The 26334-nt window shown below is 58.5% G+C and carries 30 protein-coding genes; 21 read left to right on the forward strand and 9 right to left on the reverse strand.

Features of this window, described 5'->3' with window-relative positions:
- The first annotated feature begins 15 nt into the window (after nucleotides 1-15).
- The 5 genes from BS300_RS14545 to BS300_RS14565 all read left to right on the forward strand — a co-directional run bounded on the left by BS300_RS14545 (nucleotide 16) and on the right by BS300_RS14565 (nucleotide 3495).
- Nucleotides 16-1638, forward strand: a complete 1623-nt coding sequence (locus tag BS300_RS14545; RefSeq protein ID WP_071913589.1) for an NAD+ synthase — start codon at nucleotides 16-18, stop codon at nucleotides 1636-1638.
- Nucleotides 1639-1647: 9 nt separating this feature from the next.
- Nucleotides 1648-1986: a nitrogen regulatory protein P-II gene (glnB, locus tag BS300_RS14550; protein ID WP_005308848.1), complete on the forward strand. Its 339-nt coding sequence runs from the start codon at nucleotides 1648-1650 to the stop codon at nucleotides 1984-1986.
- Nucleotides 1986-2639 (forward strand): transglycosylase SLT domain-containing protein, encoded by a 654-nt coding sequence (locus tag BS300_RS14555; RefSeq protein WP_050490096.1) that lies wholly within the window; start codon nucleotides 1986-1988, stop codon nucleotides 2637-2639. The genes glnB and BS300_RS14555 overlap by 1 nt, the downstream gene beginning before the upstream one ends.
- A gap of 18 nt (nucleotides 2640-2657) precedes the next feature.
- Nucleotides 2658-3167 carry an S-ribosylhomocysteine lyase gene (luxS, locus tag BS300_RS14560; RefSeq protein WP_033112946.1) on the forward strand — a complete coding sequence of 170 codons (510 nt, stop codon included), beginning with the start codon at nucleotides 2658-2660 and terminating at the stop codon, nucleotides 3165-3167.
- Nucleotides 3168-3315: 148 nt separating this feature from the next.
- Nucleotides 3316-3495, forward strand: a complete 180-nt coding sequence (locus BS300_RS14565; protein WP_071913591.1) for a DUF5363 family protein — start codon at nucleotides 3316-3318, stop codon at nucleotides 3493-3495.
- Here the strand turns inward: BS300_RS14565 and BS300_RS14570 are convergent.
- Entirely contained in the window at nucleotides 3464-4090 is a 627-nt protein-coding gene (locus BS300_RS14570) for a type II secretion system protein (RefSeq protein ID WP_071913593.1), read from the reverse strand. The genes BS300_RS14565 and BS300_RS14570 overlap by 32 nt on opposite strands.
- Nucleotides 4091-4131: 41 nt before the next feature.
- Between BS300_RS14570 and BS300_RS14575 the strand changes: the two genes are divergently transcribed.
- From BS300_RS14575 to deoD, 7 genes are all read left to right on the forward strand, one after another.
- Nucleotides 4132-4911: a TatD family hydrolase gene (locus tag BS300_RS14575; protein ID WP_071913595.1), complete on the forward strand. Its 780-nt coding sequence runs from the start codon at nucleotides 4132-4134 to the stop codon at nucleotides 4909-4911.
- 216 nt (nucleotides 4912-5127) lie between these two features.
- Nucleotides 5128-6402, forward strand: coding sequence for a NupC/NupG family nucleoside CNT transporter (locus BS300_RS14580; RefSeq protein WP_033112949.1), 1275 nt, complete (start codon nucleotides 5128-5130; stop codon nucleotides 6400-6402).
- Between the two features lie 125 nt (nucleotides 6403-6527).
- Nucleotides 6528-6698 carry a XapX domain-containing protein gene (locus tag BS300_RS14585; protein WP_005340467.1) on the forward strand — a complete coding sequence of 57 codons (171 nt, stop codon included), beginning with the start codon at nucleotides 6528-6530 and terminating at the stop codon, nucleotides 6696-6698.
- A gap of 389 nt (nucleotides 6699-7087) precedes the next feature.
- Nucleotides 7088-7861 (forward strand): deoxyribose-phosphate aldolase, encoded by a 774-nt coding sequence (gene deoC, locus BS300_RS14590; RefSeq protein WP_033112950.1) that lies wholly within the window; start codon nucleotides 7088-7090, stop codon nucleotides 7859-7861.
- A gap of 109 nt (nucleotides 7862-7970) precedes the next feature.
- Nucleotides 7971-9302: a thymidine phosphorylase gene (deoA, locus tag BS300_RS14595; protein WP_042030712.1), complete on the forward strand. Its 1332-nt coding sequence runs from the start codon at nucleotides 7971-7973 to the stop codon at nucleotides 9300-9302.
- 14 nt (nucleotides 9303-9316) lie between these two features.
- Nucleotides 9317-10525, forward strand: coding sequence for a phosphopentomutase (locus tag BS300_RS14600; RefSeq protein ID WP_043851167.1), 1209 nt, complete (start codon nucleotides 9317-9319; stop codon nucleotides 10523-10525).
- A gap of 80 nt (nucleotides 10526-10605) precedes the next feature.
- The gene (gene deoD, locus BS300_RS14605; RefSeq protein WP_005340471.1) at nucleotides 10606-11322 is read left to right on the forward strand and encodes a purine-nucleoside phosphorylase; all 717 of its coding nucleotides are present in this window, start codon (nucleotides 10606-10608) and stop codon (nucleotides 11320-11322) included.
- Between the two features lie 67 nt (nucleotides 11323-11389).
- On the opposite strand, the gene BS300_RS14610 is transcribed toward deoD, so the two are convergent.
- On the reverse strand, nucleotides 11390-12010 hold the full coding sequence (locus BS300_RS14610; RefSeq protein ID WP_041209110.1) for an AhpA/YtjB family protein: 621 nt from the start codon (nucleotides 12008-12010) through the stop codon (nucleotides 11390-11392).
- Between the two features lie 120 nt (nucleotides 12011-12130).
- Between BS300_RS14610 and serB the strand changes: the two genes are divergently transcribed.
- Nucleotides 12131-13141, forward strand: coding sequence for a phosphoserine phosphatase SerB (gene serB / locus BS300_RS14615; protein ID WP_071913597.1), 1011 nt, complete (start codon nucleotides 12131-12133; stop codon nucleotides 13139-13141).
- Nucleotides 13142-13169: 28 nt separating this feature from the next.
- Nucleotides 13170-14075, forward strand: coding sequence for an alpha/beta fold hydrolase (locus BS300_RS14620; protein WP_071913599.1), 906 nt, complete (start codon nucleotides 13170-13172; stop codon nucleotides 14073-14075).
- A 45-nt stretch (nucleotides 14076-14120) separates the two neighbouring features.
- On the opposite strand, the gene BS300_RS14625 is transcribed toward BS300_RS14620, so the two are convergent.
- Nucleotides 14121-16502 carry a PilZ domain-containing protein gene (locus BS300_RS14625; RefSeq protein ID WP_071913601.1) on the reverse strand — a complete coding sequence of 794 codons (2382 nt, stop codon included), beginning with the start codon at nucleotides 16500-16502 and terminating at the stop codon, nucleotides 14121-14123.
- Between the two features lie 100 nt (nucleotides 16503-16602).
- On the opposite strand from BS300_RS14625, the gene radA reads away from it, so the two are divergent.
- Entirely contained in the window at nucleotides 16603-17970 is a 1368-nt protein-coding gene (gene radA / locus BS300_RS14630; RefSeq protein WP_071913603.1) for a DNA repair protein RadA, read from the forward strand.
- 98 nt (nucleotides 17971-18068) lie between these two features.
- On the opposite strand, the gene BS300_RS14635 is transcribed toward radA, so the two are convergent.
- Together BS300_RS14635 and BS300_RS14640 are read right to left on the reverse strand one after the other, a co-directional pair.
- Nucleotides 18069-18449: a PilZ domain-containing protein gene (locus tag BS300_RS14635; RefSeq protein WP_041209115.1), complete on the reverse strand. Its 381-nt coding sequence runs from the start codon at nucleotides 18447-18449 to the stop codon at nucleotides 18069-18071.
- A 113-nt stretch (nucleotides 18450-18562) separates the two neighbouring features.
- Entirely contained in the window at nucleotides 18563-19045 is a 483-nt protein-coding gene (locus tag BS300_RS14640; RefSeq protein WP_033112959.1) for an Rsd/AlgQ family anti-sigma factor, read from the reverse strand.
- A 330-nt stretch (nucleotides 19046-19375) separates the two neighbouring features.
- Here BS300_RS14640 and hupA point away from each other — a divergent pair, with 330 nt between their 5' ends.
- Nucleotides 19376-19648 carry a nucleoid-associated protein HU-alpha gene (hupA, locus tag BS300_RS14645; protein ID WP_005340484.1) on the forward strand — a complete coding sequence of 91 codons (273 nt, stop codon included), beginning with the start codon at nucleotides 19376-19378 and terminating at the stop codon, nucleotides 19646-19648.
- Between the two features lie 113 nt (nucleotides 19649-19761).
- Here hupA and BS300_RS14650 read toward each other — a convergent pair whose 3' ends face one another.
- The 3 genes from BS300_RS14650 to BS300_RS14660 all read right to left on the reverse strand — a co-directional run bounded on the left by BS300_RS14650 (nucleotide 19762) and on the right by BS300_RS14660 (nucleotide 22498).
- Nucleotides 19762-20208: a PACE efflux transporter gene (locus BS300_RS14650; RefSeq protein ID WP_083593495.1), complete on the reverse strand. Its 447-nt coding sequence runs from the start codon at nucleotides 20206-20208 to the stop codon at nucleotides 19762-19764.
- Nucleotides 20209-20308: 100 nt separating this feature from the next.
- Nucleotides 20309-21166, reverse strand: a complete 858-nt coding sequence (locus BS300_RS14655) for a hypothetical protein (protein WP_071913605.1) — start codon at nucleotides 21164-21166, stop codon at nucleotides 20309-20311.
- 108 nt (nucleotides 21167-21274) lie between these two features.
- A complete protein-coding gene (locus BS300_RS14660) occupies nucleotides 21275-22498 on the reverse strand; it encodes an Nramp family divalent metal transporter (RefSeq protein ID WP_071913607.1) in 1224 nt (407 codons plus the stop codon).
- A 237-nt stretch (nucleotides 22499-22735) separates the two neighbouring features.
- On the opposite strand from BS300_RS14660, the gene rpsF reads away from it, so the two are divergent.
- The 4 genes from rpsF to BS300_RS14680 all read left to right on the forward strand — a co-directional run bounded on the left by rpsF (nucleotide 22736) and on the right by BS300_RS14680 (nucleotide 24724).
- The gene (gene rpsF, locus BS300_RS14665; protein WP_005308887.1) at nucleotides 22736-23122 is read left to right on the forward strand and encodes a 30S ribosomal protein S6; all 387 of its coding nucleotides are present in this window, start codon (nucleotides 22736-22738) and stop codon (nucleotides 23120-23122) included.
- 30 nt (nucleotides 23123-23152) lie between these two features.
- Nucleotides 23153-23383 carry a 30S ribosomal protein S18 gene (gene rpsR / locus BS300_RS14670; RefSeq protein ID WP_005308890.1) on the forward strand — a complete coding sequence of 77 codons (231 nt, stop codon included), beginning with the start codon at nucleotides 23153-23155 and terminating at the stop codon, nucleotides 23381-23383.
- A 52-nt stretch (nucleotides 23384-23435) separates the two neighbouring features.
- Complete coding sequence (rplI, locus tag BS300_RS14675; protein ID WP_005340490.1) at nucleotides 23436-23882, forward strand: 50S ribosomal protein L9; 447 nt, start codon at nucleotides 23436-23438, stop codon at nucleotides 23880-23882.
- 101 nt (nucleotides 23883-23983) lie between these two features.
- Nucleotides 23984-24724 carry a ferredoxin--NADP reductase gene (locus BS300_RS14680; RefSeq protein WP_071913609.1) on the forward strand — a complete coding sequence of 247 codons (741 nt, stop codon included), beginning with the start codon at nucleotides 23984-23986 and terminating at the stop codon, nucleotides 24722-24724.
- A gap of 41 nt (nucleotides 24725-24765) precedes the next feature.
- On the opposite strand, the gene BS300_RS14685 is transcribed toward BS300_RS14680, so the two are convergent.
- The gene (locus BS300_RS14685; protein WP_083593498.1) at nucleotides 24766-25062 is read right to left on the reverse strand and encodes a hypothetical protein; all 297 of its coding nucleotides are present in this window, start codon (nucleotides 25060-25062) and stop codon (nucleotides 24766-24768) included.
- Nucleotides 25063-25319: 257 nt separating this feature from the next.
- Between BS300_RS14685 and BS300_RS14690 the strand changes: the two genes are divergently transcribed.
- Complete coding sequence (locus BS300_RS14690; RefSeq protein ID WP_071913612.1) at nucleotides 25320-26321, forward strand: Preprotein translocase subunit SecY; 1002 nt, start codon at nucleotides 25320-25322, stop codon at nucleotides 26319-26321.
- The last annotated feature ends 13 nt before the right edge of the window (nucleotides 26322-26334 follow it).

Here is a 26334-nt window from a genome sequence, read left to right on the forward strand (position 1 = left end):
TCAAGATGCATCGCCATGGCAAAAGCCCTCTCTCTGATGCTTGCCCAGTTGAATCTGACGGTAGGCGCCATCGAAGATAACACTGACAAAGTGCTCGCTGCGGCGGCTCAGGCCGAGCTGCAAGGTGCCGATCTGCTGGTTTGTTCCGAGCTGGCTCTGACTGGCTATCCACCGGAAGATCTGCTGCTGCGCGCCGACCTGATGATCCGGGTCGATGCCGCGCTGGCTCGCATTGCCGAATGGCAGGGGAACTGCGCCATTTTGGTCGGGCATCCCTGGCGTGAAGGGGAGGCGCTCTATAACGCAGCCTCCCTCTATGAGCACGGCAAGCTGATTGCCCGTTACTTCAAGCAGGACTTGCCCAACTACGGGGTATTCGACGAGAAGCGCTACTTCACCGCCGCGACCGAGACTTGTGTGGTTCCCTTCCGTGGTCACAATCTGGGTCTACTCATCTGCGAAGACCTCTGGCAGCCGGGCCCGGCGCTGGCCGCCAAGGCGGCAGGGGCCGGTCTGCTGCTCACCATCAATGCGTCTCCCTACGATCAGGAGAAACCCTGGATCCGCCGCGAACTGATGATTGAACGCTGCGATCAGACCGGCCTGCCGCTGGTTTACCTCAATCAGGTATGCGGTCAGGATGAGCTGATTTTCGACGGCTGCTCCAAGGTGTTCAACAGCCAGGGCGAACTGACCCACAAGCTGGCCCCGTTTGCTGAAGAGCTGGCACTGGTACGTTTTGCCGATGGCCAGCCGGTGAAAGAACGGGAGCCTGCAACACCGCTGGAGCCGTTGGCCGAGACCTATCAGGCACTGGTGCTGGCAGTGCGCGACTATGTCACCAAGAACGGTTTCCACGGTGCTGTGCTGGGCCTCTCCGGCGGCATCGACTCGGCGCTGACGCTCGCCATTGCGGCCGATGCCATCGGTGCCGACAAGGTGCAGGCGGTGATGATGCCGTTCCGCTATACCGCCCAGATGAGCGTGGAGGATGCCAAGGAGCAGGCCGAGCGGATGGGGGTTGAGTTCAACATCATCTCCATCGAGCCGATGTTCGAAGGGTTTATGACCCAGCTGGCGCCGCTGTTTGAAGGTACCGCCCGCGATACCACCGAAGAGAACCTGCAGGCGCGCTGCCGTGGTGTGCTCTTGATGGCGCTCTCCAACAAACGTCGTCGTATTGTGCTGACTACCGGCAACAAGAGCGAGATGGCGGTGGGCTATGCGACTCTTTATGGTGACATGGCGGGCGGTTTTGACGTGTTGAAAGATGTGCCGAAGACGCTGGTCTTCAAGTTGTGCGAATATCGCAACTCGGTCGACTACGTTATCCCGCAGCGGGTTATCGACCGTCCGCCTTCAGCAGAATTGGCGCCGGATCAGGTGGATCAGGACAGTCTGCCGCCGTACGACATCCTGGATGCCATCCTCAAGCGCTACGTAGAGGAGGATGCGTCGGTCGCCGACATGGTGGCAGAGGGCTTCGAGGAGGCGGTGGTGCGCAAGGTGATCCGCCTCGTGGATCTCAACGAATACAAGCGCCGTCAGGCGGCGGTTGGGCCCCGTATCACGGCCCGCAACTTTGGTAAGGATCGCCGTTACCCCATTACTTCCGGGTTTGGCAAACAGAACTGGTAAGGAGTCACCATGAAGAAGATTGAAGCCATCATCAAACCGTTCAAGCTGGACGATGTGCGCGAGGCCCTGGCCGAGATTGGCATCAACGGCATGACCGTCTCCGAAGTCAAAGGCTTCGGCCGCCAGAAGGGGCACACCGAGCTCTATCGCGGTGCCGAGTACATGGTCGACTTCCTGCCGAAAGTGAAGGTGGAGCTGGTAGTGCAGGACGAGGATCTCGATGCCTGTCTGGAAGCGATCCAGAACACTGCCCGCACCGGCAAGATTGGTGACGGCAAGATCTTCGTTTGCGAGGTGGAGCGCGTCATTCGTATCCGTACCGGCGAAGAGAACGAAGACGCTATCTGATGTCGTTTTTGCCTCGTTATGTTCAGGAGAGCAAATCAAGTTCTGCTCTGCTGTCCCGAAAGCGCATCGTGGCGGTGGCAGGCTTGCTGGTAGTACTCACTGCGTGCAGTACCCGCCCGCCGGCTCAGCCGGAAAACCTGTGCCAGATCTTTCGCGAGAAGCCGGAGTGGCACAAGGCCGCGCTCAAGATGAACGAGAAGTGGGGGACGCCGATCCATGTGGTGATGGCCATGATGTATCAGGAGTCCTCCTTCGTACACGACGCCCAGCCGCCGATGGAGTATTTCCTCTTTATTCCGACCGGGCGGGCGAGCTCGGCTTATGGCTACGCTCAGGTGAAAGACGAGACCTGGGCTGATTACCAGCGAGAGACCGGCAATAGCTGGAGCGATCGCGATGACTTTGCCGACGCCATCGATTTTATGGGCTGGTACACTAACAAGGCCCAGCGGCTCAATGGCACCTCCAAGTGGGATGCCTATGGCCAGTATCTCAATTATCACGAAGGGTGGGGTGGCTATCGGCGTGGCAGCTATCGCAGCAAGGGGTGGTTGATGAAAACCTCGCGCAAGGTGGAAGCTCGCGCCCAGCGCTACGGCGCCCAGTATCGACAATGCAAGGATCAGCTCTCCCGCGGGGGCTGGTTCTGGTAACCCAATCAGGAGTCAGAAATGCCGTTATTGGACAGTTTTACCGTTGACCACACCCGTATGGAAGCGCCAGCGGTGCGTGTGGCCAAAACCATGCAGACCCCGAACAAAGATACCATTACCGTGTTCGATCTGCGTTTCTGCGTACCGAACAAGGAGATCCTCTCCGAGCGGGGTATCCATACCCTCGAGCACCTGTTCGCCGGTTTCATGCGTGATCATCTGAACGGCAACGGTGTGGAGATCATCGACATCTCCCCCATGGGTTGCCGTACCGGCTTCTACATGAGCCTGATCGGTGCGCCGGACGAGGCCCGTGTCGGTGCTGCCTGGCAAGCAGCCATGAGTGATGTGCTGACCGTGCAGGAGCAGGGCAAGATCCCCGAGCTGAACGAGTATCAGTGCGGCACCTACAGCATGCATTCGCTGGAAGAGGCCCATGCCATCGCTCGCCATGTGCTGGAGCGCGGCATCGGCGTTAACCACAACGACGAGCTGGCCCTGCCGGAAGAGAAGCTCAAAAGCCTCTAAGGCTATCGAGTCAAGATGAGAAAAACCGGTCAGCAATGCTGGCCGGTTTTTTTATCGCTGTTTATGTCGCATCGCGATGACTTGTTCACTTTCACCGCTCTGCTAGGATGTTCTCCTGCTTGTGTTTCAACTGCGGGAGGGAGTGCCGATGAAAGGGGTGTTGCTACGCTGGTTGGCCCGTTACGACGAGTGGTGTGAAGAGTGGGGACTTACTCAGGAGAACCGGCGCTGTTGTACGCCGGTTCGTTATGATGAGGAGCCATCGAAAGAGTGCAATCCCGGCAGTGATGATTCACTTACTGAAAATTGCGGGTCACGGCACCGGTAACGCTGTTGTATTCAAAGCCCAGGCCATTCGGGTAATCCGGGAAGCGACCGACAGAATCGCGCAGAATATAGCGGCAGTTATAGTGCATCTCGTTGCCTTCATCTTCATCCGGATGACCTGGGCCAATCATGGTGGAAAGGTAATCAGCCCGCTTCTGCACTGCGTCAGGCTGATCCGTTGACGCAACGCTCTGACTGCCATCCAGCAGATCGGTAAAAAGCAGTCGGCAGTCTGACTGGTTGCTGACCGAGATATGGTTGCCCGATCCCGGCTGATAGGGGGTGTCTACCGGCTTGTTGTAATCCTCTTCGGATCCCACCGGCCAGCCATAGCGGTTGATATCTATCGTGCTGTTGCCAAAACTGCTCAGGTTGTAGAGCGCGACGGATTGCCCCTTCACCACCACCGCCCAGCCGGCATTGGCCAGGCGCGCCGCACTGGCAAAATTGCCCGCAGTCGCCGATACCATGCTTTTTAGCGCATCATCCTTGATATTGATAAAACGGGGCAGGGCCACCACTGCCAGGATCCCCAGTACGATGATGACCAGCACCAGCTCAATCAGGGTAAAACCACGGTGTTTGTTGTTCATCATCTTCAATGACCCATTAAATCCCACAAACAGGTGTGAGTGATATGCAGCTGACAGATACCCATTGCCACCTCGATTTTCCTGACTTTGACGAGGACAGGGAGGCATTGCTGGCTCGTTGCCAGGCATCCGGGGTGACGGAGTATATCATTCCTGCTATTGCCGAGACCAACTGGCACCGTGTGATGACGCTGGCCAACCAGCACACAGGCGTGTGCTATGGCCTGGGTGTTCATCCCTGGTATGCCGGTGAACAAGAGGAAGGAGTAATAGATCGGCTGCGGGAGCTGGTATCGAGCCGTCCCGAGGGGCTGGTAGCCATCGGTGAGTGCGGACTGGATCTGCGCTCCCATGTACCTCAGGCTAGGCAGCTCGAACTGTTCGAGGCGCAGATCAAGCTGGCAGTGGATTTCGAGCTGCCATTGATAGTTCATTCGGTACGGGCCAATGACACTGTGGCCAAGCTGCTGCGTCGTTTCAAACCGGTTCGAGGTGGCGTGATCCACGCCTTCAGCGGTTCGCTGCAACAAGCAGAGGCGTTCTGGCAGTTGGGTTTTTATCTTGGTGTCGGCGGGGTCATCAGCTATGAGCGGGCCAACAAAACCCGTGAGGTATTTCGGGCCATGCCGCTTGAATCGCTGGTGCTGGAAACCGATGCACCGGATATGCCGCTACAGGGGCGGCAAGGAGAGCGAAATACACCGGAAGCGCTGCCGGAAATTGCGGCGATATTGATGGGGATACGAAAAGAATCTGCAGAGCATGTTTCAACTATGTTAATTGATAATGCCGAGCGACTTTTCCGGCATCGCAAAAGGAAATGAAACATTGGTGTAACAAGTGGTTGAGCTATCAGGGAAAAAAATAAGCGTAAAAATCGTTTGCTGTCTAATTTTGTGACACTTGAATAATTTGATACCGATAAAATGTGACCAGCATTCTATTTTATCGGACTTTAATTAGTATAATGCGCTCCCCTTGATTAGTTGGGTTTATTTACAACTCGCTAACAAGCCAGGTGCTACTAGAGGAAGATAATAATGAATTTGTTCATGGGTCTGGTAGGGATGGCGACGCTCGTCCTTATCGCGGTGCTGTTCTCCAGCAACCGCAAGGCAATCAACGTCCGTACCGTAGCCGGTGCGTTTGCAATTCAAGCTGGTCTGGGTGCATTTGTACTCTACGTACCGGTTGGGCGCGATATTCTGGTCGGTGTATCCGATGCAGTCTCCAGCGTAATCAGCTATGGCCAGAATGGTATCGAATTCCTGTTCGGTGGTCTGGTCAGCAACAAGATGTTTGAAGTGTTCGGTGGCGGCGGCTTTATCTTTGCCTTCCGTGTTCTGCCGGTCATCATCTTCTTCTCTTCCCTGATCGCTGTGCTCTACTACCTGGGCATCATGCAGATGGTCATCAAGTTGCTGGGTGGTGGTCTGCAGAAAGTGCTGGGCACTTCCCGTACCGAATCCCTCTCTGCGACTGCCAACATCTTCGTAGGTCAGACTGAAGCCCCGCTGGTGGTTCGTCCCTACATCTCCAAGATGACTGACTCCGAGCTGTTCGCGGTCATGTGTGGTGGTCTGGCATCTGTTGCCGGTTCCGTTCTGGCTGGCTACGCCTCCATGGGCGTCAAGATGGAGTACCTGATCGCTGCCTCCTTCATGGCTGCACCGGGTGGTCTGCTGTTCGCCAAGCTGCTGGTACCGGAAACCGAGACCCCGAACTATGACGAAAGCTCCGCTGATGCCGAGCTGGACGACAAGCCGGCCAACGTCATTGACGCCGCTGCCGCTGGCGCTTCTGCCGGTATGCAACTGGCTCTGAACGTCGGCGCCATGCTGCTGGCCTTCATCGGCCTGATCGCCATGATCAACGGTATCTTCTCCGGTGTGGGTGGCTGGTTCGGTTATCCGCAGCTCTCTCTGGAACTGCTGCTGGGCTGGATCTTCTCCCCGCTGGCCTTCCTGATCGGTGTGCCCTGGAGTGAAGCGATTGTTGCCGGTTCCTTCATCGGTCAGAAACTGGTAGTGAACGAGTTCGTGGCTTATCTGAACTTCGCTCCGTACCTGAAAAACGAGGTGCTGATCAACGGTGTGGCCATGTCCGATCACACCAAGGCGATCATCTCCTTTGCACTGTGTGGTTTTGCCAACCTCTCCTCCGTTGCCATCCTGCTGGGTGGTCTGGGGTCGATGGCACCGAACCGCCGCGGCACCATTGCGAAATTTGGTCTGAAAGCCGTACTGGCTGGCTCTCTGTCCAACCTGATGTCTGCGACCATCGCAGGCTTCTTCCTGGCACTGTCCGGCATGTAATATCAGCCTGACTGACAGGGTATAAACACGAACGCCACGGCATCTGCCGTGGCGTTCGCGTATGGAGCGGTGACAACCGTTTTCCTATCTAAACTAATAATAAAATGAGTCAAATCGGAGGTTATATGAATGAAGTGCTACTGGCGATGGTGGCCGGCTTTATAGTCGGTTTGTTGTTTTCTTTCCTCAAATTGCCGATCCCTGCTCCTCCCGTTTTGTCCGGGGTGATGGGGATTGTCGGGGTCTATCTAGGGGGGCTGGCCTACTCCTGGATCCTGACGCGCTTCTTTTCGTAAGGCATTTTTGAATGCGGATTTGCCAGATGTGAGGTACCTCTGAAATTGGCAAATCCGGCTTGCAAACAGGGGGTATCTCGGCTGAAATAGGCGTTGCCAGCAGGGTGCTGGCAATGACTAATGCTCGATGAAATCGGGTGTTGGCGGTCAAATGGAATTGATTGGGAAGTCGGGTCGGAGTTGCTCTGCCTTTCTCAAGTCTTCATGGAACCAAGTCCGCACTTTTGTAAGAAAGTGACAGGGCTCTTGCCTTATTTACAGTCGTTGTGCCTCAGCCTTCGCACTGTAATTCCATTCCCGTATAGCTGGGAATTGCTACTGCTATCTCCTTTTCGGAGCTTGTGGTGGTGCCCGGTTATCTGGATCAAATCGAGACTTTGGAGAACAGAATGAGTGATCTGAAACTGGCCGCCCAGCGCGCCCTGAACCTGATGGACCTGACCACCCTGAACGACGACGATACCGATCAGAAGGTGATCGACCTGTGCCATAAGGCCAAGTCACCGGCCGGTCTGACCGCCGCCGTCTGCATCTACCCCCGTTTCATTCCTATCGCTCGCAAGACCCTGCGTGAGATCGGCGCTGCCGACGTGCGCATTGCGACCGTGACCAACTTCCCGCACGGCAACGACGACATCGAGATCGCCGTGGCCGAGACCCGTGCCGCTGTCGCCTACGGTGCCGACGAAGTGGACGTGGTGTTCCCGTACCGCGCTTTCATGGCTGGCAACGAACAGATCGGTTTTGATCTGGTCAAAGCCTGTAAAGAGGCCTGTGGTGCCAACGTGCTGCTGAAAGTGATCATCGAAACCGGCGAACTGAAAGAAGAGGCGTTGATCCGTCGCGCTTCCGAAATCTGTATCGATGCCGGTGCCGACTTCATCAAGACCTCCACCGGCAAGGTGCCGGTCAATGCGACCCCGGAAGCGGCGCGCATCATGATGGAAGTGATCAAGGCCAAGAATCCGAAAGTCGGCTTCAAGCCGGCCGGTGGCGTGAAAGATGCCGCCGTGGCGGGTCAGTACCTGGCCATGGCCGAAGAGATCCTCGGCAAGGACTGGGTATCCGCCCGTACCTTCCGCTTTGGTGCATCCAGCCTGCTGGCCAGTCTGCTGGCCACTCTGGGGCATGGCGACAAGCCGGCCAACACCAGCGGTTACTAATAGGTTGATGAGAGGGCGGACTGCTGTCCGCCCTGTTAAGCCCCCACCTGTGGTGCGCGGGCAAGGATTCAGGCTTGTGTAACGCCAGCAATGGCGGAGGGAATGAAAGATGTTTTTGCCTCAAGAAATTATTCGCAAGAAGCGCAACGGTGAAGCGCTCAGTACCCAAGAGATTCAATTCTTCGTTCAGGGCATTACCAACAACACCATCGGCGAGGGCCAGATTGCGGCGCTGGCGATGGCGGTCTACTTCAAAGATATGACCATGGATGAGCGGGTTGCCCTGACCTGCGCCATGCGCGACTCCGGCATGGTATTGACCTGGGATCACCTCAATCTGGGTGGCCCGATTGTCGACAAGCACTCCACCGGCGGTGTGGGTGACGTTGTATCCCTGATGCTTGGCCCGATGGTCGCCGCCTGCGGCGGTTTCGTGCCGATGATCTCCGGCCGTGGCCTGGGCCACACCGGCGGTACCCTCGACAAACTGGATGCCATCCCCGGCTACCAGACCTCGGTCGACAACGATCGTTTCCTGAAAGTGGTGAAAGAGGCGGGTGTCGCCATCATCGGCCAGACTGGCGATCTTGCCCCGGCCGACAAGCGTATCTATGCAGTACGTGACATTACTGCCACCGTCGAATCTGTCGCCATGATCACCGGCTCCATTCTCTCCAAGAAGCTCGCCTCCGGGCTCGAAGCGCTGGTGATGGATGTGAAAGTGGGCTCCGGCGCCTTTATGCCGACCTTTGAAGCCTCTGAAGAGCTGGCCAAGAGCATTGTGGCCGTGGCCAACGGTGCCGGCTGTCGCACCTCAGCGCTCTTGACCGATATGAACCAGGTGCTGGCCTCCAGCGCCGGTAACGCGGTGGAAGTGCGTGAAGCGGTGCGCTACCTGACCGGTGAATATCGCAACCCGCGCATCCACGAAGTGACCATGGCGCTGTGTGCCGAGATGCTGATCTCCGCCGGTCTGGCCAGCGACGAGCGCGATGCCCGCACCAAGCTGCAGGCGGTGCTGGATAACGGCAAGGCTGCCGAGATCTTCGGTCGCATGGTGACTGGCCTGGGTGGCCCGGCTGATTTTATGGAGCGTTACGACGCTTACCTGCCCAAAGCCGCCATCGTGCGCCCGGTCTTCGCGGCCAACAGCGGCTTCGTGACCGCCATGGATACCCGCGAACTGGGTCTGGCCGTGGTCGCCATGGGCGGCGGTCGCCGCGCTGCCGGTGACAAACTTGATTATGCGGTTGGTCTGACCGACTTTATCCGCCTGGGTCAGAGCGTCGATGCTGACAAGCCGATCGCCATGATCCACGCTCAGACTGAAGAGCAATATGCTCAGGCTGCCAGCATGGTGCAGGCGGCTGTCCGGATTGGTGGAGAGCGGCCCGAGGCACTGCCTGAAGTGTACCGCCGTATCACCCTGGCTGATTTGTAACAAGGGGAAGTCCCATGAAACGTACCTTTATCCTGATGATGGACTCTTTCGGTATCGGCGCTGCCGCCGACGCTGACAAGTTCGGAGACACGGGCGCCAATACCCTTGGCCATATCGCCAAGGCGTGTGCGGCTGGTGAAGCGCAGGGCCGCGGTGCCCTCAATCTGCCGAACCTGAGCAAGCTGGGCCTCGGCCACGCTTGTGAACAGGCTTCCGGCACCTTCCCGGCAGGTCTTAAGAAAGATATCGAGGTGGTCGGTGCCTACGGCTACGCTCAGGAGCTCTCCTCCGGCAAGGACACTCCGTCCGGTCACTGGGAGATCGCCGGTGTGCCCGTACTGTTCGAGTGGGGCTACTTCAAGGATCATACCAACAGCTTCCCGCAGGAGCTGCTGGATGCCATTGTCGAGAAGGCCGGTCTGCCGGGTTACCTCGGCAACTGCCACGCCTCCGGTACCCAGGTGCTGGACGATCTGGGCGAAGAGCATATGCGCACCGGCAAGCCGATCCTCTACACCTCTGCTGACTCGGTGTTCCAGATCGCCTGCCACGAAGAGACCTACGGCCTCGAGAAGCTCTATGAGCTGTGCCACATCGTGCGCGAGCTGCTGGAGCCCTACAACATCGGCCGCGTCATCGCGCGTCCGTTCGTGGGCAGTGGCAAAGGCAACTTCAAGCGTACCGGCAACCGTCACGACTACTCCGTGCTGCCGCCGGCACCGACCGTGCTGGACTACATGAAGGACGCGGGTGGTCAGGTGGTCTCCATCGGCAAGATCGCCGACATCTATGCCGAGCAGGGCATCACCAAGAAAGTGAAGGGTACCGGTCTGACCGAGCTGTGGGATCGCACCCTGGAAGAGGTGAAAGCGGCCGGTGACAACACCATCGTCTTCACCAACTTCGTCGACTTCGACTCCTCCTACGGTCACCGTCGCGACGTGAAGGGCTACGCCGATGCGCTGGAGTATTTCGACTCCCGCCTGCCGGAGCTGTTCGACCTGCTGCAGGATGGCGACGTGGTGGTGTTGACCGCAGACCACGGTTGTGACCCGACCTGGAGCGGTACCGACCATACCCGCGAGTACATCCCGGTACTGTTCTACGGCAAGCCGGTCAAAGCCGGTTCCGTCGGCCGTCGCGAGACCTTTGCCGACATCGGCCAGAGCATTGCGGCGTACCACGGTCTGCCCAAACTGGCATACGGTACCAGCTTCCTGTAATTTACCTGCCCGCCACTCAGGTGGCGGGCAATTTTAATAAAGACAATAAAACTCAACCCAAGTGTGAAGGAATCAAGAGAATGGCAACTCCTCATATCAATGCGAAAGATGGCGCCTTTGCTGATACCGTGCTGATGCCGGGCGACCCCCTGCGCGCCAAGTACATCGCCGAGACTTTCCTGGAGAACGTCGAGCAGATCTGCGACGTGCGCAACATGTTCGGCTTTACCGGTACCTACAAGGGCCGTCGTATCTCCGTAATGGGCCACGGCATGGGTATCCCCTCCTGCTCCATCTACGCAAAAGAGCTGATCACCGATTACGGTGTGAAGACCCTGATCCGCGTTGGTTCCTGCGGTGCCGTGCGTGAAGATGTGAAACTGCGTGACGTGGTAATCGGTATGGGTGCCTGCACCGATTCCAAAGTAAACCGTCTGCGCTTCAAGGATCACGACTTCGCCGCCATCGCCGACTTCGACCTGGTTGCCAATGCTGTGCAGGCTGCCAAGAACAAGGGCGTTGCCGTGCGCGTGGGCAACATCTTCTCCGCCGACCTGTTCTACACCCCGGACCCCTCCATGTTCGACGTCATGGAAAAATACGGCATCCTGGGTGTCGAGATGGAAGCCGCCGGTATCTACGGCGTGGCTGCAGAGTACGGTGCCAAGGCACTGACCATCTGCACCGTCTCCGATCATATCCGTACCGGTGAGCAGACCACCTCCGAAGAGCGTCAGCTGACCTTCAACGACATGATCGAAATCGCACTGGATTCCGTCCTGCTGGGCGACAAGTAATCCCCTTGCGAATAAAAAACGGCGGCCTGCGGGCCGCCGTTTTTTTATCTGCTCTCTGTCCGGGCCATCAGTTTTCCGGTGGAGGGGAGGGGGGCGCACTCTTTTTCTTGTGCTTGCGCACCCGCATGTAGTTGCGGCGAATGCCGTATGAGATGAGTACGCCGGCCAGCAGGGCGACCAGCAGCATCAGCCGCTGTTTCTCCTGTGTCACTTTCAGCCGGGTATCCTTGTCCGCCAGCATTTGCTGCTCTTCCAGCGTGATGCGCAGATAGCCGAGGGTCTGGGCTCCGTCCTGGATCTCCTGCACGAACTGGATGCGTCCCTTGCCCTGCTCCGGCATCGACTTGTTGTCGCTGCCGATGGGGAGCAGGCTCTCCAGCGGAACGGCCTGCTCCGACTGGGCGAGCGGGATGCCGCGTCCATCATAGAGGGTGACATCGAGGATCTCCGGCTCGGTCGCCAGATCCCGGGCTAGTCGCTCCAGCTCGCTGCTGTTGTCCTCCTTGATCCAGCGCTTCATATCGCGGGCGGCATAGGCGACCAGCGCCTGGGCGCGGTTGCGCGCTTCGCTGTGCAGGGCGGCCTGACTCTCTCCCTGCATATGGAGGAGCACAACCAGTACCCAGCAGCCGAGCAGCAGGCCGGCTACCAGACTGAGCACACGTTTGATGGGAAGATGACGCTGCAAGCGCGAGACCTCATGCTGACCGGAAGTTGCGGGATCTTGGCGCTTGCCTGCGCAAAAAGCAATACGCTACTCTGGGCCACTATTGTTAACCCCTTGATCACCATGGAAGGCGTATCGCTTATGTTGTTGTCCCGGCTCCCCACCTCCTTATCCGAATGGCCCGCCCAGCTGTCATCTTCCCCCTGGTGGCAGCTGACCCCAGATGCCCTGCAACCGACCGGAACTCCCCTTGCGGCTGGCTGGCTGGTGCTGTTTGGCAAGGCGCTGGGGCCGGCCTCTCTGGAAGCGCTGGCGCCCCTGCTGGCTGAGCACGGGGTGACGGCGACCCTCTATCCGGCGACCGAGGTAGCAGGTTGCCCGTTACTGTTGCTCGGTACCGACCGCTTCTCGCCCGAGCTGGTGGCCGCGCTCAAGGAGAGGGTGTGGGAGAGCGATCTCTGCCATCTGCCCGCGCTGCCGACCCTGAGTGAGCCCGGTCTGTTGGTGATGGACATGGACTCCACCGCGATCCGCATCGAGTGCATCGACGAGATAGCACGGCTGGCGGGGGTGGGCGATCAGGTTGCGGCGGTGACCGCGGCCGCCATGCAGGGCAAGCTGGAGTTTGCCGACAGTCTGCGCAATCGGGTAGCGCTGCTTGAGGGGGCGCCTGTCGCCATCCTCGATGAGGTGGCGGCATGGATGCCCTGGATGCCGGGCTTGCAGCTGATGGTCGATACCCTCAAACAGGCGGGGTGGCGTGTGGCAATCGCTTCCGGCGGTTTTACCCGCTTTGCCGGTCAGTTGCAGCGGGAGCTGGGGCTGGATGCCATCTTCGCCAACGAGCTGGCGGTGGAAGGGGGCCAGCTGACCGGCAAGGTGAGCGGGCGCATCGTCGATGCCAGCGTCAAAGCCGAGGTGTTGCAGCTGCTGGCGGCCGAGTATGCAATTGCTCCCGCCCAGACCGTGGCCATCGGCGATGGCGCCAACGATCTCAAAATGATGGCGGTGGCGGGTCTTGGCATCGCCATCCATGCCAAACCGCTGGTGCGGGCTCAGGCTGCAGCGACCCTCAATCATCATGATCTGGAGGGTGTGCTCTGCCTGCTCTCGGCACGCAGCTGTAGCGAAAGGCGCTGGGATCGCCCCTGATATTGTTTCATGGAGGAAACCAATCGAAATGGAATTGTTGCAGCAATCACTCTTTGTCCCCTGTGGCAAGCATCAACTGCACGTCCGTCATATCAAACCGGGGGCGGCCGTTCATGGTGAACCCATCCTGATGGTGCACGGCGCCATCGAGAACGGTCGCATCTTCTACACCGAGTCGGGCAAGGGGCTGGCCTGCTTTCTGGCTCGCCACGGCTTTCAGGTCTATGTCGCCGATCTGCGCGGGCGCGGGCTCAGTACCCCCGCCATCGCCGAGCTGGCGGAGCACGGTCAGCACGAGCTGATCACCGAGGATCTGCCCGCCCTGCACCGCTGGATTGCCGCGCGCCACCAAGGCTTCAAGGTGCACTGGGTGGCTCACTCCTGGGGCGGCGTCATCATGGCCTCCACGCTGGTGCGCTTTCCCGAACTTGCAGAGCAGGTGGCCAGCCTGCTCTTCTTCGGCACCAAGCGCGGGGTGTCGGTGCAAAATCCCGAGCGCTGGTTGAAGGTGGATCTGATCTGGAACCGGCTGGCCCCATGGCTGGCGCGTCGCCGCGGTTTTCTGGCTGCTCGGGATCTCAAGATTGGTGCCGATGACGAGCCGCTGCGCTACCTGCAGGAGACCATCCCCTGGGTCAAGTGCGGTCCCTGGCAGGATCCTCACGACGGTTTTGCCTATGACGAGGCGGCTGCCCGGGTCAACTGGCCGCCGCTCTGGATGATCTCGGCCAAGGCGGACAAGGTGTTGGGCCACCCCACCGACGTGCGCCGTTTCAGCGACGAGATGGGCTCAAGGACCCGCCATACCCGGCTTGGCCGGGACAACGGCAACCGGCTTGATTACGACCATATCAATATGCTGACCGCCCCGCAGGCGCAGGAGGATCACTTCCCCCGGATCCTCGACTGGCTGCTGGATCCGCAGGCCGCGTGATAAAAAAACAGGGCGCATGATGCGCCCTGTTTCTTGTGGCCGGGATCAGTTGAGTGGCGGCGTGATGCCGAGGCGGAACAGGGTCGCCTGGGTGGTGTCGGTCAGCTCGCCGACCCCGACGACGCTCCAGAGCTCCTCCTCCAGCTTTTTCGCCTTGTGAATGGCAAATTTGGCGATGTAATCCAGCTCGTTGGCAATGAAGTTGGTGTCGGGGCGCCCGGTGCGGGAGACGCCGACCAGCACCGAGTAGAACTCCCCTTCCTGTAGCGCCAGCTCAATAAACTGGCGTTTCTCCTTCACGCCGGTGAACTCGCTGGCGAGACGGCTGCGGAAGATGGGCAGGCCAGCTCTGGTCTGGATGCTGGCGATGTAGACCTCCTCCTCCTTCGGCTTGTCCTCCCGCTCTATGCTGCGCAGCGGCGTCATCAGCAGCTCCTTGAGCAGCTCTCCCTGAAACAGCGGATAGAGGTTCTCCTGCTCCGGCAGCTCGGCGCAGGCGGTGAGCAGCCGTTGCAGGCTGCGCGGCTTGAGCGACTTGCCGATGGAGGCGGGTTTGGGGGCCCCCTTCAGCTTGTTGATGTAGACCGGCGAGTTGAACAGGTGGTGGGTGTAGATGTTGCGCAGGGCGCGGGCCAGCCCGCGGTAGCGACGCTGCTCCTGCGCTGCCTTGAGCTTGTTCTGGTTGCTTTCGATCAGCAGGCTGAAGAACTGGCGACCTGTGTGGCGATCGGAATCCCCCTCGATGCAGAGATGCAGCACGGTACGGGTCATGTTGAGACTGACCAGCCGATAGGAGAGATGCTGCAAGTCCATGCTCTTGGAGAGCTCCTGCAGGCGGGGCAGGGCAATGGTCACCACATCGTTTTTCTCGCCGACAAACGCCTCTTCCAGCTCGATCTGCAGGCCATGGGCCGAGATGTCGCGGGTCCAGCCCAGCCAGGACTTGCCGTTGTGGTGGATGGCGACTGCCGTCTTGTGGATGTAGCGCAGCTCCTTGCGCAGCTGGACATAGTGCAGGGTCTCGATCTCGAAGGGGGCAACCCCCTGCTCGTGGCCAAAACGCTGCAACTCGTTGGCGTTGCTGCCAGCCTCCCCCTCCTGATAGAACTCTTCGCGCTGGGACTCCTGACTGATCTCCTGCAGCAGGCCGCAATAGCCAATCTGCTTGAGTCGCTCGAGCAGCAGTATGTCCTGCAACTGCGGGTTTTCGAGCCCCTGCAGCTGGCCGACATCCGCTTCGAGCAGTTCGCACGCCTCCAGCGTGAACTTGTAGACGCGCCAGCTGGGGCGGCGTGAGCCCACTTGGAAGAAGAGGGCGGTCAGGCCGCTCTGGCGCAGCTCTTCGGCAGTTGCCGAGAAGAAGTAGATGTGGCTGCGCACCGTGTGGGTGAAGCAGTAGATGAGGGTTTCGCTGGTGGCACCGGGGGCGGGGCAGAGTCGCTTCATCCGCTCGGCATTGAAGAGCCCCGCCAGCGCATCGCGGTTCTTCTCGTCACGCCAGTACTCCAGCAGATGCTGGTTGTTCTCGGTGCGCAGGGCAATCTCGAGGCAGGGGCTGTCGCCGGTCCCGAAGAAGAGCGGCATGCCGGTCATGCGTGGCAGGTAGAACTGCTCGTACCCCTTGATGATGGCGGCCGAGAGCAGGTAGTCGACGCTGACCCGGTAGCGCACCTTGTTGACTTCGATGAACTCTTTCAAAAAAGCGTCAAAGGCGGGTTGCTCGCCAGTGCGCACCAGCCGCAGCCAGAATTTTCCCTCTTTGCTCTCTTCCCCGAGGATCTGGTAATTGACCGGTTGGTGCAGTACCGGGTTGGGGTTGTCGCGTTCCAGCCCGGTGAAGAAGACCTCGACCTGAGCGCCGGTATGGTAACTGGGTAGATAGGGCACCGAGATGCGCATCCCGCCGAGGGAGAGATCGGAACTCTTGGCAAACAGCTTTTCACCATCCGGCAGCTTGAGCAGTACCGGCGAGCTGAAGTGCATCCGCTCCTGACGGCGGCCGTAGTAGCTGGCGAAGGCGATGGTATTGACATCATATTGCCTGAACGGACTGGCCGGCGGGGTGAGGTGGCCATCGACGCGAGCGTGGTGCTGCTGTTTTTGCCACTGTTGCAGTGCCTCGTTGACCCCTATGGTATAGGCGTCACGGTAGAGATAGCACTGGGACTGGAACAGGTTGATCGCCTCGGCCGGCATGAAGTGGGTAATGCCGTCGAACTCATGGATCAGACACTCATCTGCCAGCTCATCGCGCATGTCGATGACCCTGCGGCACGGAGAGCATTTGCGTTTTAGCTCCATTTTGAGCAGAAAACGGCTGTTGCTGTTCTCTTCCTGGGTCATGCGGTTGAAGATCTCCTCGAAATCTTTCTCCCGCAACAAGGGGACAAGTTGTTCAATCAGATATTGTTGGTGTTCTGAATCCATGTGTTCCTGCCACGGAAAGTCACTTTTCCGATTCTGGGTTTGATCTGTCGGTCGCAAACAAGTATATCAAGCAGGAATTCATCCTGTCCCCGAGTAATCAATGGCCAAAAATAAAACTGCTTATGTTTGTTCCGAATGTGGTGCCGACTTCACACGCTGGCAGGGCCAGTGCAGTGAGTGCAAGGAGTGGAACACCATTACCGAGGTGCGCCTCGGGTCGGTGACTCCTGCCGGCAAGAGTGCCCGTTATACCGGTTATGCCGGTGCAATTGGCAGTCAGGTGCAGACACTGGCAGAGATAGCCACTACCGAGATCCCCCGTTTCTCCTCCGGTTTCAAGGAGCTGGATCGGGTTCTTGGCGGCGGCGTGGTACCAGGCTCTGCCATTCTTATCGGTGGCAACCCGGGGGCGGGCAAGTCGACCCTGCTGCTGCAGACCATGTGTGGTCTGGCCGAGCGGATGAAAACCCTTTATGTCACCGGTGAGGAGTCCCTCCAGCAGGTGGCGATGCGCGCCAATCGCCTCGGCTTGCCTACCGACAAGTTGCGGATGCTGTCGGAGACCAGCGTCGAGCGGATCTGTTTGATTGCCCAGCAGGAGCAGCCGCAGATCATGGTGATCGACTCCATCCAGGTGATGCATGTGGCGGATGTGCAGTCGGCGCCCGGTTCCGTCTCGCAGGTGCGGGAGGCGGCAGCGCTGCTCACTCGCTACGCCAAGCAGAACCACGTGGCCATCTTCATGGTGGGCCATGTGACCAAGGATGGCACGCTGGCCGGCCCCAAGGTGCTGGAACACTGTATCGACTGCTCCGTGCTGCTCGATGGTGGCCATGACTCCCGTTTTCGTACCTTGCGCTCCCACAAGAACCGTTTTGGGGCGGTCAACGAGCTTGGCGTCTTTGCCATGACCGGGCAGGGAATGCGGGAGGTAAGCAATCCCTCTGCCATTTTCCTTAGCAGGGGAGAGGAGCAGGCTCCCGGCTCCATCGTGATGGTGATCTGGGAGGGCACCCGCCCGCTGCTGGTGGAGCTGCAGGCATTGGTGGATTACTCCCAGCTCTCCAATCCGCGCCGGGTGGCGGTGGGGATGGATCACAACCGGCTCGCCATGCTGCTGGCTGTATTGCACCGCCACGGTGGTCTGCAGATGGCGGATCAGGATGTCTTCATCAACGTGGTTGGCGGGGTCAAGGTGGAAGAGACCAGTGCTGACCTGGCCCTGCTGCTGGCCATGGTCTCCAGCTTCCGCGATCAGTCGCTGCCCAAGGATCTGGTGGTGTTTGGCGAGGTCGGGCTCTCCGGCGAAATTCGTCCGGTGCCGTCCGGTCAGGAGCGACTGCAAGAGGCGGCCAAGCATGGTTTCCGCCGCGCCATCGTGCCGCACGCCAATGCCCCCAAGCACCCAATCGAAGGGATGGAAGTAGTACCGGTCAAGAAGTTGTCTGATGCGCTCGAGGCGCTGTAATCCGGTGCAACTAAAAGACTATGTCTTGGGATGAACGAAAATAAGAAGAGCGCCAAGGCGCTCTTCTTATTTACGGGATTACGGGGAAATATGGAACGTCAGGGCTGGCTGTGTTCCAGATGCTCGCTCAGCAGCTGCTCCAGCTCCCGGTGCAGCAGCTCCTCATCGCCCACATTGAGTTCGATCATCCGCCTCAGGTGAGTGGCGCTGTCGATGTCGATGTGATGGCAGTAGAAGCCCAGCTTCTTGCTGGCCTCATGGTTCAGCTCTACCTGCATCTTGATCTCGATGTCACTGCCGCTCAGGACAAAGCTCAGCTGGTACTCTTTGTTCTCATTGCTCACCCAGTCGTCAGGCCGGATTAGCAGCGCACCCTGCAGGGAAATATCGACAAGCTGAGTGCGCCACTTGCGTTCCCCCTGCGTGAGTTCAGCCATGGTCAAGTAGAGGATCCGTGCAAAACGGCGGCGCTCAGACATGCTCATCTCCTTGTATGCAATCTTGTATGCAATCAGTGTGGACCCGATGGTCATTGCTTTGAGTGTAATCCACCTTGACTGCCCATATCTTGAACTTGCTCCGAAAATGGCGTTCAAGCCTGTTGTGCACTAAGGGATTCCACCACATGGAGTGCCTTGACAAGACGATCTTCCTGTTTGAAGCGCTCCTCCAGCACAGGTCCCAGTTCATTGAGGTCATCATCGAGCAGCAGCAGTTGGGCTTCATCAGCCTCGCTGTACTTGTCGTTGAACTCGAGAGCCAGTTCGGTACTGGTACGGATATGGGGATAGATGCGCTTGGCGAGCTCCAGCGTTTCGCCGCTGGCCTGCTCGAAGGCGGTGACCACGTGATTGTAGATTTCGAAGTGGCCTGCGCTGACGTAGTCGACCAGTCTGTCACAGAAGTGCTGCAGCTCTTCGGGTTTGGGCAGGCATCGCTGTTTGGTTCGGGCCGGAGTAAGGCCAGCCAGCCGCATGTATTCGACCAGCAGGGCTTGTCTTGCATCCAGCCAGTCGTCGATAGCCTTGTGTTTTCCTGCCAGCGCCTGTTTGGTCTGTTCCAGTTTCGTCAACATAATCCCTCCATGGGGCAAGGCCGGGCGATTGATGGGGCTTCCTAGCCGTTTGAACAGTGACACACCCTATAACTAGGGAAAATCTGACCAAGCGTCAATAGGCTTGCCGGGATATTGTTAAGTGGTATTGAGGTGGGTGTCAAATTGAGCTTGTTGAAGGGCGAGAGGCCGGTTGGTTCAGGGTTTTTCAGGGCTGGAATGTGACTTTTTCCGCAGATCTTGATGAAAACCCCAGCGTTTGACGCCCCCTGCTCGATAAAGCCTTTGCTTGAGCGTTTTTTTTTGCATAGAGTGACCCAGCGCTAAATGCCCGATCATAAAGGAAATGTTATGAACAAAGCTCAACTTGTCGATGCGATTGCCGCCAAAGCAGATCTGAGCAAAGCTCAGGCCAAAGTGGCTCTGGAAGAGATCATCAATGGTATTACCCAGAGCTTGAAAGAAGGTGATGCTGTGCAGCTGGTCGGTTTTGGCACCTTCAAGGTCACCCACCGCGCAGGCCGCACCGGCCGTAACCCGCAAACTGGTAAAGAGATCCAGATTGCTGCAGCCAACGTGCCTTCATTCGTGGCTGGCAAGGCTCTGAAAGACGCCGTCAAGTAAGTCTTAAAGTCTGTTTTGTCCAATGCCAGTCAGCTTGCTGACTGGCATTGTTTTTATTGGGGCTTTCGGTTTTACCCTTCCCTACCTTGGTTTGCGCAAGCGCACTCTGCGCGTCAGGCCGTCTGCTGCGCGGTCGCTGGCAATGGCCAGATCCGCTCGTAGGCCCAGGTAAAGAGAATGATGTAGACGAGGTAGAAGGCGACGAAGCCGAGATCCAGCAGTAGCGCTTCCCACAACCCCAGATCGAGCCAGAACATGACGCAGGGGAGGGAGAGCATCATAAAGCTCGCTTCGTAGCCAAACGCGTGCAGGAAGCGATCAAGAGGGCGCTTGTTGGTGCGCCCGCACAGAGCCAGCAGCGCCTTGTCAAACAGCAGGTTCCAGCCATAGGTCCATGCAGTGGCGACAATCGAGAAGAAGATCGCCAGTGAACCGACCTCTGCCACGCCCTGGCCAAACAGCTGGCTGATAAGCGGGGCAACCATGGCCAGACCAATGCCTTCATAGAGAACCAGATAGCGGAGCCGATCCGAAGTGGTGCGCAGATGGGTACTACTCATGGGTGATGTGCCTCCTGTGGGAGGCGCATTCTAATGAGCCACTGGCCAAAAATGAAGCAATTTGTCGCTGGCCAGCTGCAGTGTAGTGTGTTTCCCGCCCTTATGCTGCCGGCGCTGTCACTTGGGTATGGAGCGTGAATCCCTCCTCAGCAGGATTGAGCGTCACCCTGACCTCTCCCAACTCGGCGAGCGAGGCAACATGGGTACCGCCACAGGGGATGGTCACCTCCTGACCTTCCAGCATGCAGTGCCAGTAGCGCGAATCGATGATCGCCTCGCCAGCGCGGCTACGGCGGATCTCGCCCCCGGCTGCAACCCAGTCGGCCAGCTGCCGGTTGACCTTCTCTTCAATCACCGCCAAATCTGCCAGCAGCGCCTCGTTGTTGACCCCCTTTTTGCGCAGGCTCTTGCCGATGCGGTACTGCTCCCGCGAACCACAAGGTTCGACCCGCGAGCTCTGAATGGCGAGGCGGTCGAAGTCCGGTTGACCCAGTGCATCGAGCTCGCTCACTTCTTTACGCCAGTAAGGAGTGAGAGTCCGGTTGAGGGCGAGCGCTGCCAGATGGCAGCCGCTGTGGCCCAGGCTCAGGGCGTGGCGGGTGGCGCTATCAACTTGCAACACGACCCGACTGCCGACTGGCAAGCTGTGCTCGCCCGCCAAGGGGTGTACCACAACGAACCGCCATCCCTCTGCACCCCGTTTGACCGGAATATCGACATCGACGAACAACTCGCCATCCGGGCTGAGAGCCCCCATCCGGCAAGGGCCAATAGCGGCTTCGCCCCCTTCCCAGCATGCATGACCCACATCTCCCGGCTGATCGGGCCAGAGATGGCTTTGGGGATGAAAGGGGGTGAGGTCGGTGACCAGCAGCGTGGTTTCACCGCGCTGGCAGCAGACCACGCTGGCCTGCTCCTGATGATGGCCCAGCACGAAGCTGACTCGGGTATGTTCCATGGCAAGGCTCCCGCAACGATAGATGAGAAGAGAAAGCGGCAGCATACGCCAAAGTGCGAGGAGGCTCATTAACCAGTGTTAATGAGCCTCCTGTTTGGTGACTGGTTGCTAGATCATGGCAACCAGCAGGTAGGCATTGAGCCCGATCACCAGTGCAACGATAAGACGGCCGATGGCCTGGGTGACCGGATGGTTGCGATGTTGCCCCATCAGCGCCCGATCACCGGTCAGCATCAGCAGCGGGATCAGCGCCAGCGCGATGCCAAAACTCAGGATTACCTGACTCAACACCAATATCTCTGTCGTGTTGAAGCCCATGGCGATCACCACGAAGGCGGGGGTCATGGTGATGGCGCGGCGCAGCCAGAGCGGGATGGTGAAGCGGACAAAACCCTGCATCACTACTTGCCCAGCCAGCGTCCCCACCACGGTAGAACTGATGCCGGAGGCGACCAGCGAGAGGCCAAACAGGGTGGCCGCCGCCTGACCCAGCAGCGGGGTGAGGGTTTGGTAGGCTGACTCCAGCTCCGCTACCTGCTGGTGGCCCGAGCTATGAAAGGCGGCCGCCGCCATTGCCATCATCGCCAGATTGACGAAGCCGGCGATGGTCATGGCGATGGCCACATCGACCCGGGTGGTATGTAGCCGCTGGCTGACCGAGCCCTGAGCCTGCGTGTGCTGAGTCAACGCCGAGTGCAGATAGATGACGTGGGGCATCACGGTGGCACCGAGCACACCGGCGGCCAGATAGACGGCATCGCTGTTGGGCAGACCGGGGAAGATCGCCCCTTCCAGCAGGCTCGGCAGATGGGGGCGGGAGAAGATCAGCTCGACGATGTAGGCCGCCGCGACAAACAGCAACAGGCCACCGACCACGAACTCCAGCGGCTTCTGGCCACGGGATTGCAGCATCAGGATCCCCCAGGTGACCACGGCAGTGATACAGGCTCCTTCCAGCAGGGTCACGCCAAGCAGCAGCTTGAAGCCGACGGCGGCGCCGATAAATTCGGCGAGATCGGTGGCCATGGCGATAATTTCCGCTTGTACCCAATATGCCCAGACCGCCGGTTTCGGCAGTCGGTCGCGGATATGCTCAGCCAGATTCTTGCCGGTGACGATGCCGAGCTTGGCCGAGAGGGTCTGCACCACCATGGCCATCAGGTTGGCCCATACCACCACCCAGAGCAGCTGGTAGCCGAAAGTAGAGCCGGCTTGAATATTGGTGGCGAAGTTGCCCGGATCTATGTAGCCAATGGCAGCGATAAAGGCGGGCCCGAGCAGGGTTAGTTTGAATTTGCGGCTTGGAATCGTTGTAGTCAGTGCGGGTTGCATGGCATCACCCTCCATCAGGATATGGAGAGAGAATAGATCTAAATGATAATTGTTATCAATTGGTCTTTTGTATCATATCCATCGGGAAAAACTTTTGAGGTCGTCAGTTGCAGTGAGGGATGCGATTTCGTACAATACTCCGCCCTAGAAAAGCAGCGACTAAACACCATTATGTTCCTTGCCTCCGAGGTCTGGCTGCACCTGGGCGGAGGCTGAATTAATCCGTAAGGAGCTAAAATGCGTCATTACGAAATCGTCTTCATGGTTCATCCGGACCAGAGCGAGCAAGTTCCCGGCATGATCGAGCGTTACACCGGCGCCATCACCACTTCCGGTGGTACCATTCATCGCCTGGAAGATTGGGGCCGTCGTCAGCTGGCTTACCCGATCGACAAACTGCACAAAGCCCACTACGTTCTGATGAACGTAGAAGCAGAGCAAGCCGTTATCGATGAGCTGGAAACCAACTTCCGCTTCAACGATGCCGTTATCCGCAACATGATCATGCGCACCAAGCACGCCGTGACTGAAGTTTCTCCGATGGCCAAGGCCAAAGAAGAGCGCTTCACCCGTCGTGACGACGAGCGCCGCGAAGAAGCTACTGAAGCTGCTTCCGAAGAGTAATTCTGGATCACTGACTAGAGGATAAAGGCCATGGCACGTTATTTCCGTCGTCGTAAGTTCTGCCGCTTCACCGCCGAGAACGTTACCGAGATCGACTACAAAGATATCGTTACTCTGAAAAACTACATCACTGAATCTGGCAAGATTGTACCGAGCCGTATCACCGGTACCCGCGCCAAGTATCAGCGTCAGCTGGCACGCGCCATCAAGCGTGCTCGTTACCTGGCTCTGCTGCCGTACACCGATCTGCACAACAAGTAAGAATCGGCCCGGCACTTAAGCCTAACTCAACGAAATTTATAGAGGAAAGGTAATGCAAGTTATCCTGCTCGACAAAATCGCCAAACTGGGCGGTCTGGGTGACCAAGTTTCCGTGAAATCTGGTTATGCCCGTAACTACCTGATCCCGCAAGGCAAAGCTGTTATGGCCACCAAGGCCAACATCGAAGCTTTCGGTGCTCGTCGCGCTGAGCTGGAAGCCAAACTGGCTGCCAACAAAGCTGCTGCTGAAGAGCGTGCTGCCAAGCTGGCCGAACTGGCTACCGTGGTTATCGCTTCCAAGTCTGGCGACGAAGGCAAGCTGTTCGGTTCCATCGGTACCCGTGACGTGGCTGAAGCCATCACTGCTGCCGGCGTAGCCGTTGCCAAGAGCGAAGTCCGCATGGGCAACGTTCTGCGTAACACCGGTGACTACGAAGTTGCTGTTCAGCTGCACGCTGACGTTAAAGCAACCGTACAGATCCAGGTTGTTGCCCTGTAATAGCGATTCGCTTTTGCAGAGAAAACCCGCGCACTTGCGCGGGTTTTTTATTTTCAGGCCCGAGGGTAGAGTGAAGCTCTGTTCCTCTGGAGGAGATCTCTATGGCCTGGGTCGAAGGTCGCGTCATCGAACGCATCGAATGGACACCCACTCTGTTCTCCCTGCGGGTAGCGGCCGATCTGGCCCCCTACAAGGCAGGTCAATTCACCAAACTGGCCCTTGAGCAGGGCGAGCGGCGCATTCAGCGCGCCTACTCCTTCGTCAATCCTCCCTCTGCGCCATACCACGAGTTCTATCTGGTCGAGATCCCGAGCGGTGAGCTGACCCCTTCCCTCGGCTCGCTGCAAGCGGGCGATACCCTGCTGGTGCAGTCTCTGGCCACCGGCTTTCTGACACTGGATGAGGTACCGGCCGGACGCGATCTCTGGCTGCTCTCGACCGGTACCGCCATCGGCCCCTTCCTCTCCATGCTGGCTGATGGAGAGGCCTTCAACCGTTTCGAGAATCTGGTGCTGGTACACGGGGTGCGCAAAGGCGAAGAGCTGAGCTATCAGGCTTTGATAGCCAGCTTTGCCGAGCAACATGGCGAGCGCTTTCGTTATGTGCCCTTTGTCAGTCGAGAGGAATGGCACGATGCAATGGTTGGCAGGATCCCGGCTGCGATAGCCAACGGCCAGTTGCAGCAGCGGGTAGGGTTGGAGTTCTCACCCGAACTGAGTCAGGTGCTTATCTGTGGCAATCCGGAGATGGTGAAAGAGACTCAGCAGACCTTGCTGGCACTGGGGTTGGCCAAAAATCTGCGCCGGGCACCTGGTAATATCAGTGCGGAGAACTACTGGTAACGCAACATGATGGTGGGGCCACTCGGCCCCTGCTCATTTGATTACTGGTTGTTGCCCTGCGGAGCGGGCACTTGGTTGGTACTGGGCGGCTGGTTGCGATTCTCTTCGCTCTCGACATTGACTCTCATCCCCTTGCAGTCAGAGGGAATATAGTCGTTTACCCCCAGATCGAGGCACTCTTTCTGGCTCCAGCCAAACTGCTTGTCATCCCAGTCCAGATTGAAGGTCATCGCATCGACAGAGAAGGTTGAGCCGCTGCTCTCCTGGGATGGTTGGTCTGCATGGGCTGCGCCGGCGAGCAGCAAGAGTGAGAGGAGCAAAGGGGTCGTTCTGTTCATGATGGCCTCGGATAATTGCAACGGCGGATGAGTATACGTCTGCGGGCTGAACCCGGGCGGAATCGCATCCCATCTCGCCACACGATGAAGTCAGGAGGGGGATTGTAGCGCTTTTCTGCTGCCAATTTGTCCGTTTTGGTCGCACTCTGGGCAGCTGGTTTGCAATATGAAGGAATTCAGGTGTTTGCCCTTCTCTGAACGGCTCTGCCGACTATAATCGGCAGCCAACTTTTCCTGCACTGCACCACAGTTTCACCATGACCACACAGGACGCTTCCGCGCTGCGCTATCCCAAGGGATGGTTCGCGCTCACCACGGTATACAGTTTTACTGGGCTGGCCATTCTGGCCTCCATCATCTTCTCCCTGCTGCTGTTTCTCTCCATCGATGACAACCCGCTGATGAAGTGGCTGTTTGGCGGCCTGGCGATCATTTTCGAGCTGGGCAAGTTCTACGTCTGGTACGAGTACGGCGAGCGCAAGGCGCGCCGGGATCTGAGTGGTGCCTTCTGGTCGTTGCTGTTCTACAGCGTGCTGGCGGCTATCTCCATCGGTGGCAGTATCGGCGGTATCAATAGCGCTACCAATACGGTGCTGAGCCAGCAGGCGCGCCATGAACGGGAGATCGCCCGTTTTGACGAACAGATCGCCAGCATCGAGCGGCAGATCCAGCTAAACGAAGAGGCGGCCCGCAAATATATCGAGCTGGAGCGTATCTCCAGCGGTGTCTCTTCCCTGCAGCACGCCAACACCAAGCTGCGCTTGCAGCAGGATGAGTTGCGTCAGCAGCGCGATGCCAAGCCGGTCAACGAGCAATCCTCCATGCTGGGGCTGATGAGCAGTCTGGCGGACGGGGTCGGGATGAGCATCAGCCAGGTGCAGTTTCTGCTGGTCTGTTTCCTCTCGGTGCTGCTCGACGTATTCGGTGCCTTTTTCGTCAGCCTGATCGGTGAGGAGAGTCGTTTTCGCCGGATGTGGCGCTGGCAGCAGGCACGCGCCCGTGCCGAGGAGCAGGAGGCGCTGGCACAGGCAGCCCAGTCCGAGCCCATGCAGCCGCCGGAGCCTGCTCCCGAGGTGCTGGCTCAGGTGCGCGGCGCGCTGGAGAGCGGTGAGCTCAAGTGCAGCAAGCGCTCGGTGGCGCAGGCGCTGTCACTCTCGCTGGAGGAGGTGGATCGGGTGTTCCACCATCTGCTGTCGCAGGGGGTGTTGGGGCAGGGGAGCAATCGCCACTACTACCTCAATTCGCAGCCGGTGCAGTAACGGCAGCGACAAA

The organism is Aeromonas sp. SCS5 (assembly GCF_001887375.1).
GTDB classification, from domain to species: Bacteria; Pseudomonadota; Gammaproteobacteria; order Enterobacterales; family Aeromonadaceae; genus Aeromonas; species Aeromonas jandaei.

Coding starts and splice junctions, on each gene's coding strand:
- BS300_RS14545 (WP_071913589.1), top strand. CDS start 16: ATGGCAAAAGCCCTCTCTCTGATGCTTGCCCAGTTGAATCTGACGGTA.
- glnB (WP_005308848.1), top strand. CDS start 1,648: ATGAAGAAGATTGAAGCCATCATCAAACCGTTCAAGCTGGACGATGTG.
- BS300_RS14555 (WP_050490096.1), top strand. CDS start 1,986: ATGTCGTTTTTGCCTCGTTATGTTCAGGAGAGCAAATCAAGTTCTGCT.
- luxS (WP_033112946.1), top strand. CDS start 2,658: ATGCCGTTATTGGACAGTTTTACCGTTGACCACACCCGTATGGAAGCG.
- BS300_RS14565 (WP_071913591.1), top strand. CDS start 3,316: ATGAAAGGGGTGTTGCTACGCTGGTTGGCCCGTTACGACGAGTGGTGT.
- BS300_RS14570 (WP_071913593.1), bottom strand. CDS start 4,090: ATGATGAACAACAAACACCGTGGTTTTACCCTGATTGAGCTGGTGCTG.
- BS300_RS14575 (WP_071913595.1), top strand. CDS start 4,132: ATGCAGCTGACAGATACCCATTGCCACCTCGATTTTCCTGACTTTGAC.
- BS300_RS14580 (WP_033112949.1), top strand. CDS start 5,128: ATGAATTTGTTCATGGGTCTGGTAGGGATGGCGACGCTCGTCCTTATC.
- BS300_RS14585 (WP_005340467.1), top strand. CDS start 6,528: ATGAATGAAGTGCTACTGGCGATGGTGGCCGGCTTTATAGTCGGTTTG.
- deoC (WP_033112950.1), top strand. CDS start 7,088: ATGAGTGATCTGAAACTGGCCGCCCAGCGCGCCCTGAACCTGATGGAC.
- deoA (WP_042030712.1), top strand. CDS start 7,971: ATGTTTTTGCCTCAAGAAATTATTCGCAAGAAGCGCAACGGTGAAGCG.
- BS300_RS14600 (WP_043851167.1), top strand. CDS start 9,317: ATGAAACGTACCTTTATCCTGATGATGGACTCTTTCGGTATCGGCGCT.
- deoD (WP_005340471.1), top strand. CDS start 10,606: ATGGCAACTCCTCATATCAATGCGAAAGATGGCGCCTTTGCTGATACC.
- serB (WP_071913597.1), top strand. CDS start 12,131: ATGTTGTTGTCCCGGCTCCCCACCTCCTTATCCGAATGGCCCGCCCAG.
- BS300_RS14620 (WP_071913599.1), top strand. CDS start 13,170: ATGGAATTGTTGCAGCAATCACTCTTTGTCCCCTGTGGCAAGCATCAA.
- BS300_RS14625 (WP_071913601.1), bottom strand. CDS start 16,502: ATGGATTCAGAACACCAACAATATCTGATTGAACAACTTGTCCCCTTG.
- radA (WP_071913603.1), top strand. CDS start 16,603: ATGGCCAAAAATAAAACTGCTTATGTTTGTTCCGAATGTGGTGCCGAC.
- BS300_RS14635 (WP_041209115.1), bottom strand. CDS start 18,449: ATGTCTGAGCGCCGCCGTTTTGCACGGATCCTCTACTTGACCATGGCT.
- BS300_RS14640 (WP_033112959.1), bottom strand. CDS start 19,045: ATGTTGACGAAACTGGAACAGACCAAACAGGCGCTGGCAGGAAAACAC.
- hupA (WP_005340484.1), top strand. CDS start 19,376: ATGAACAAAGCTCAACTTGTCGATGCGATTGCCGCCAAAGCAGATCTG.
- BS300_RS14650 (WP_083593495.1), bottom strand. CDS start 20,208: ATGAGTAGTACCCATCTGCGCACCACTTCGGATCGGCTCCGCTATCTG.
- BS300_RS14655 (WP_071913605.1), bottom strand. CDS start 21,166: ATGGAACATACCCGAGTCAGCTTCGTGCTGGGCCATCATCAGGAGCAG.
- BS300_RS14660 (WP_071913607.1), bottom strand. CDS start 22,498: ATGCAACCCGCACTGACTACAACGATTCCAAGCCGCAAATTCAAACTA.
- rpsF (WP_005308887.1), top strand. CDS start 22,736: ATGCGTCATTACGAAATCGTCTTCATGGTTCATCCGGACCAGAGCGAG.
- rpsR (WP_005308890.1), top strand. CDS start 23,153: ATGGCACGTTATTTCCGTCGTCGTAAGTTCTGCCGCTTCACCGCCGAG.
- rplI (WP_005340490.1), top strand. CDS start 23,436: ATGCAAGTTATCCTGCTCGACAAAATCGCCAAACTGGGCGGTCTGGGT.
- BS300_RS14680 (WP_071913609.1), top strand. CDS start 23,984: ATGGCCTGGGTCGAAGGTCGCGTCATCGAACGCATCGAATGGACACCC.
- BS300_RS14685 (WP_083593498.1), bottom strand. CDS start 25,062: ATGAACAGAACGACCCCTTTGCTCCTCTCACTCTTGCTGCTCGCCGGC.
- BS300_RS14690 (WP_071913612.1), top strand. CDS start 25,320: ATGACCACACAGGACGCTTCCGCGCTGCGCTATCCCAAGGGATGGTTC.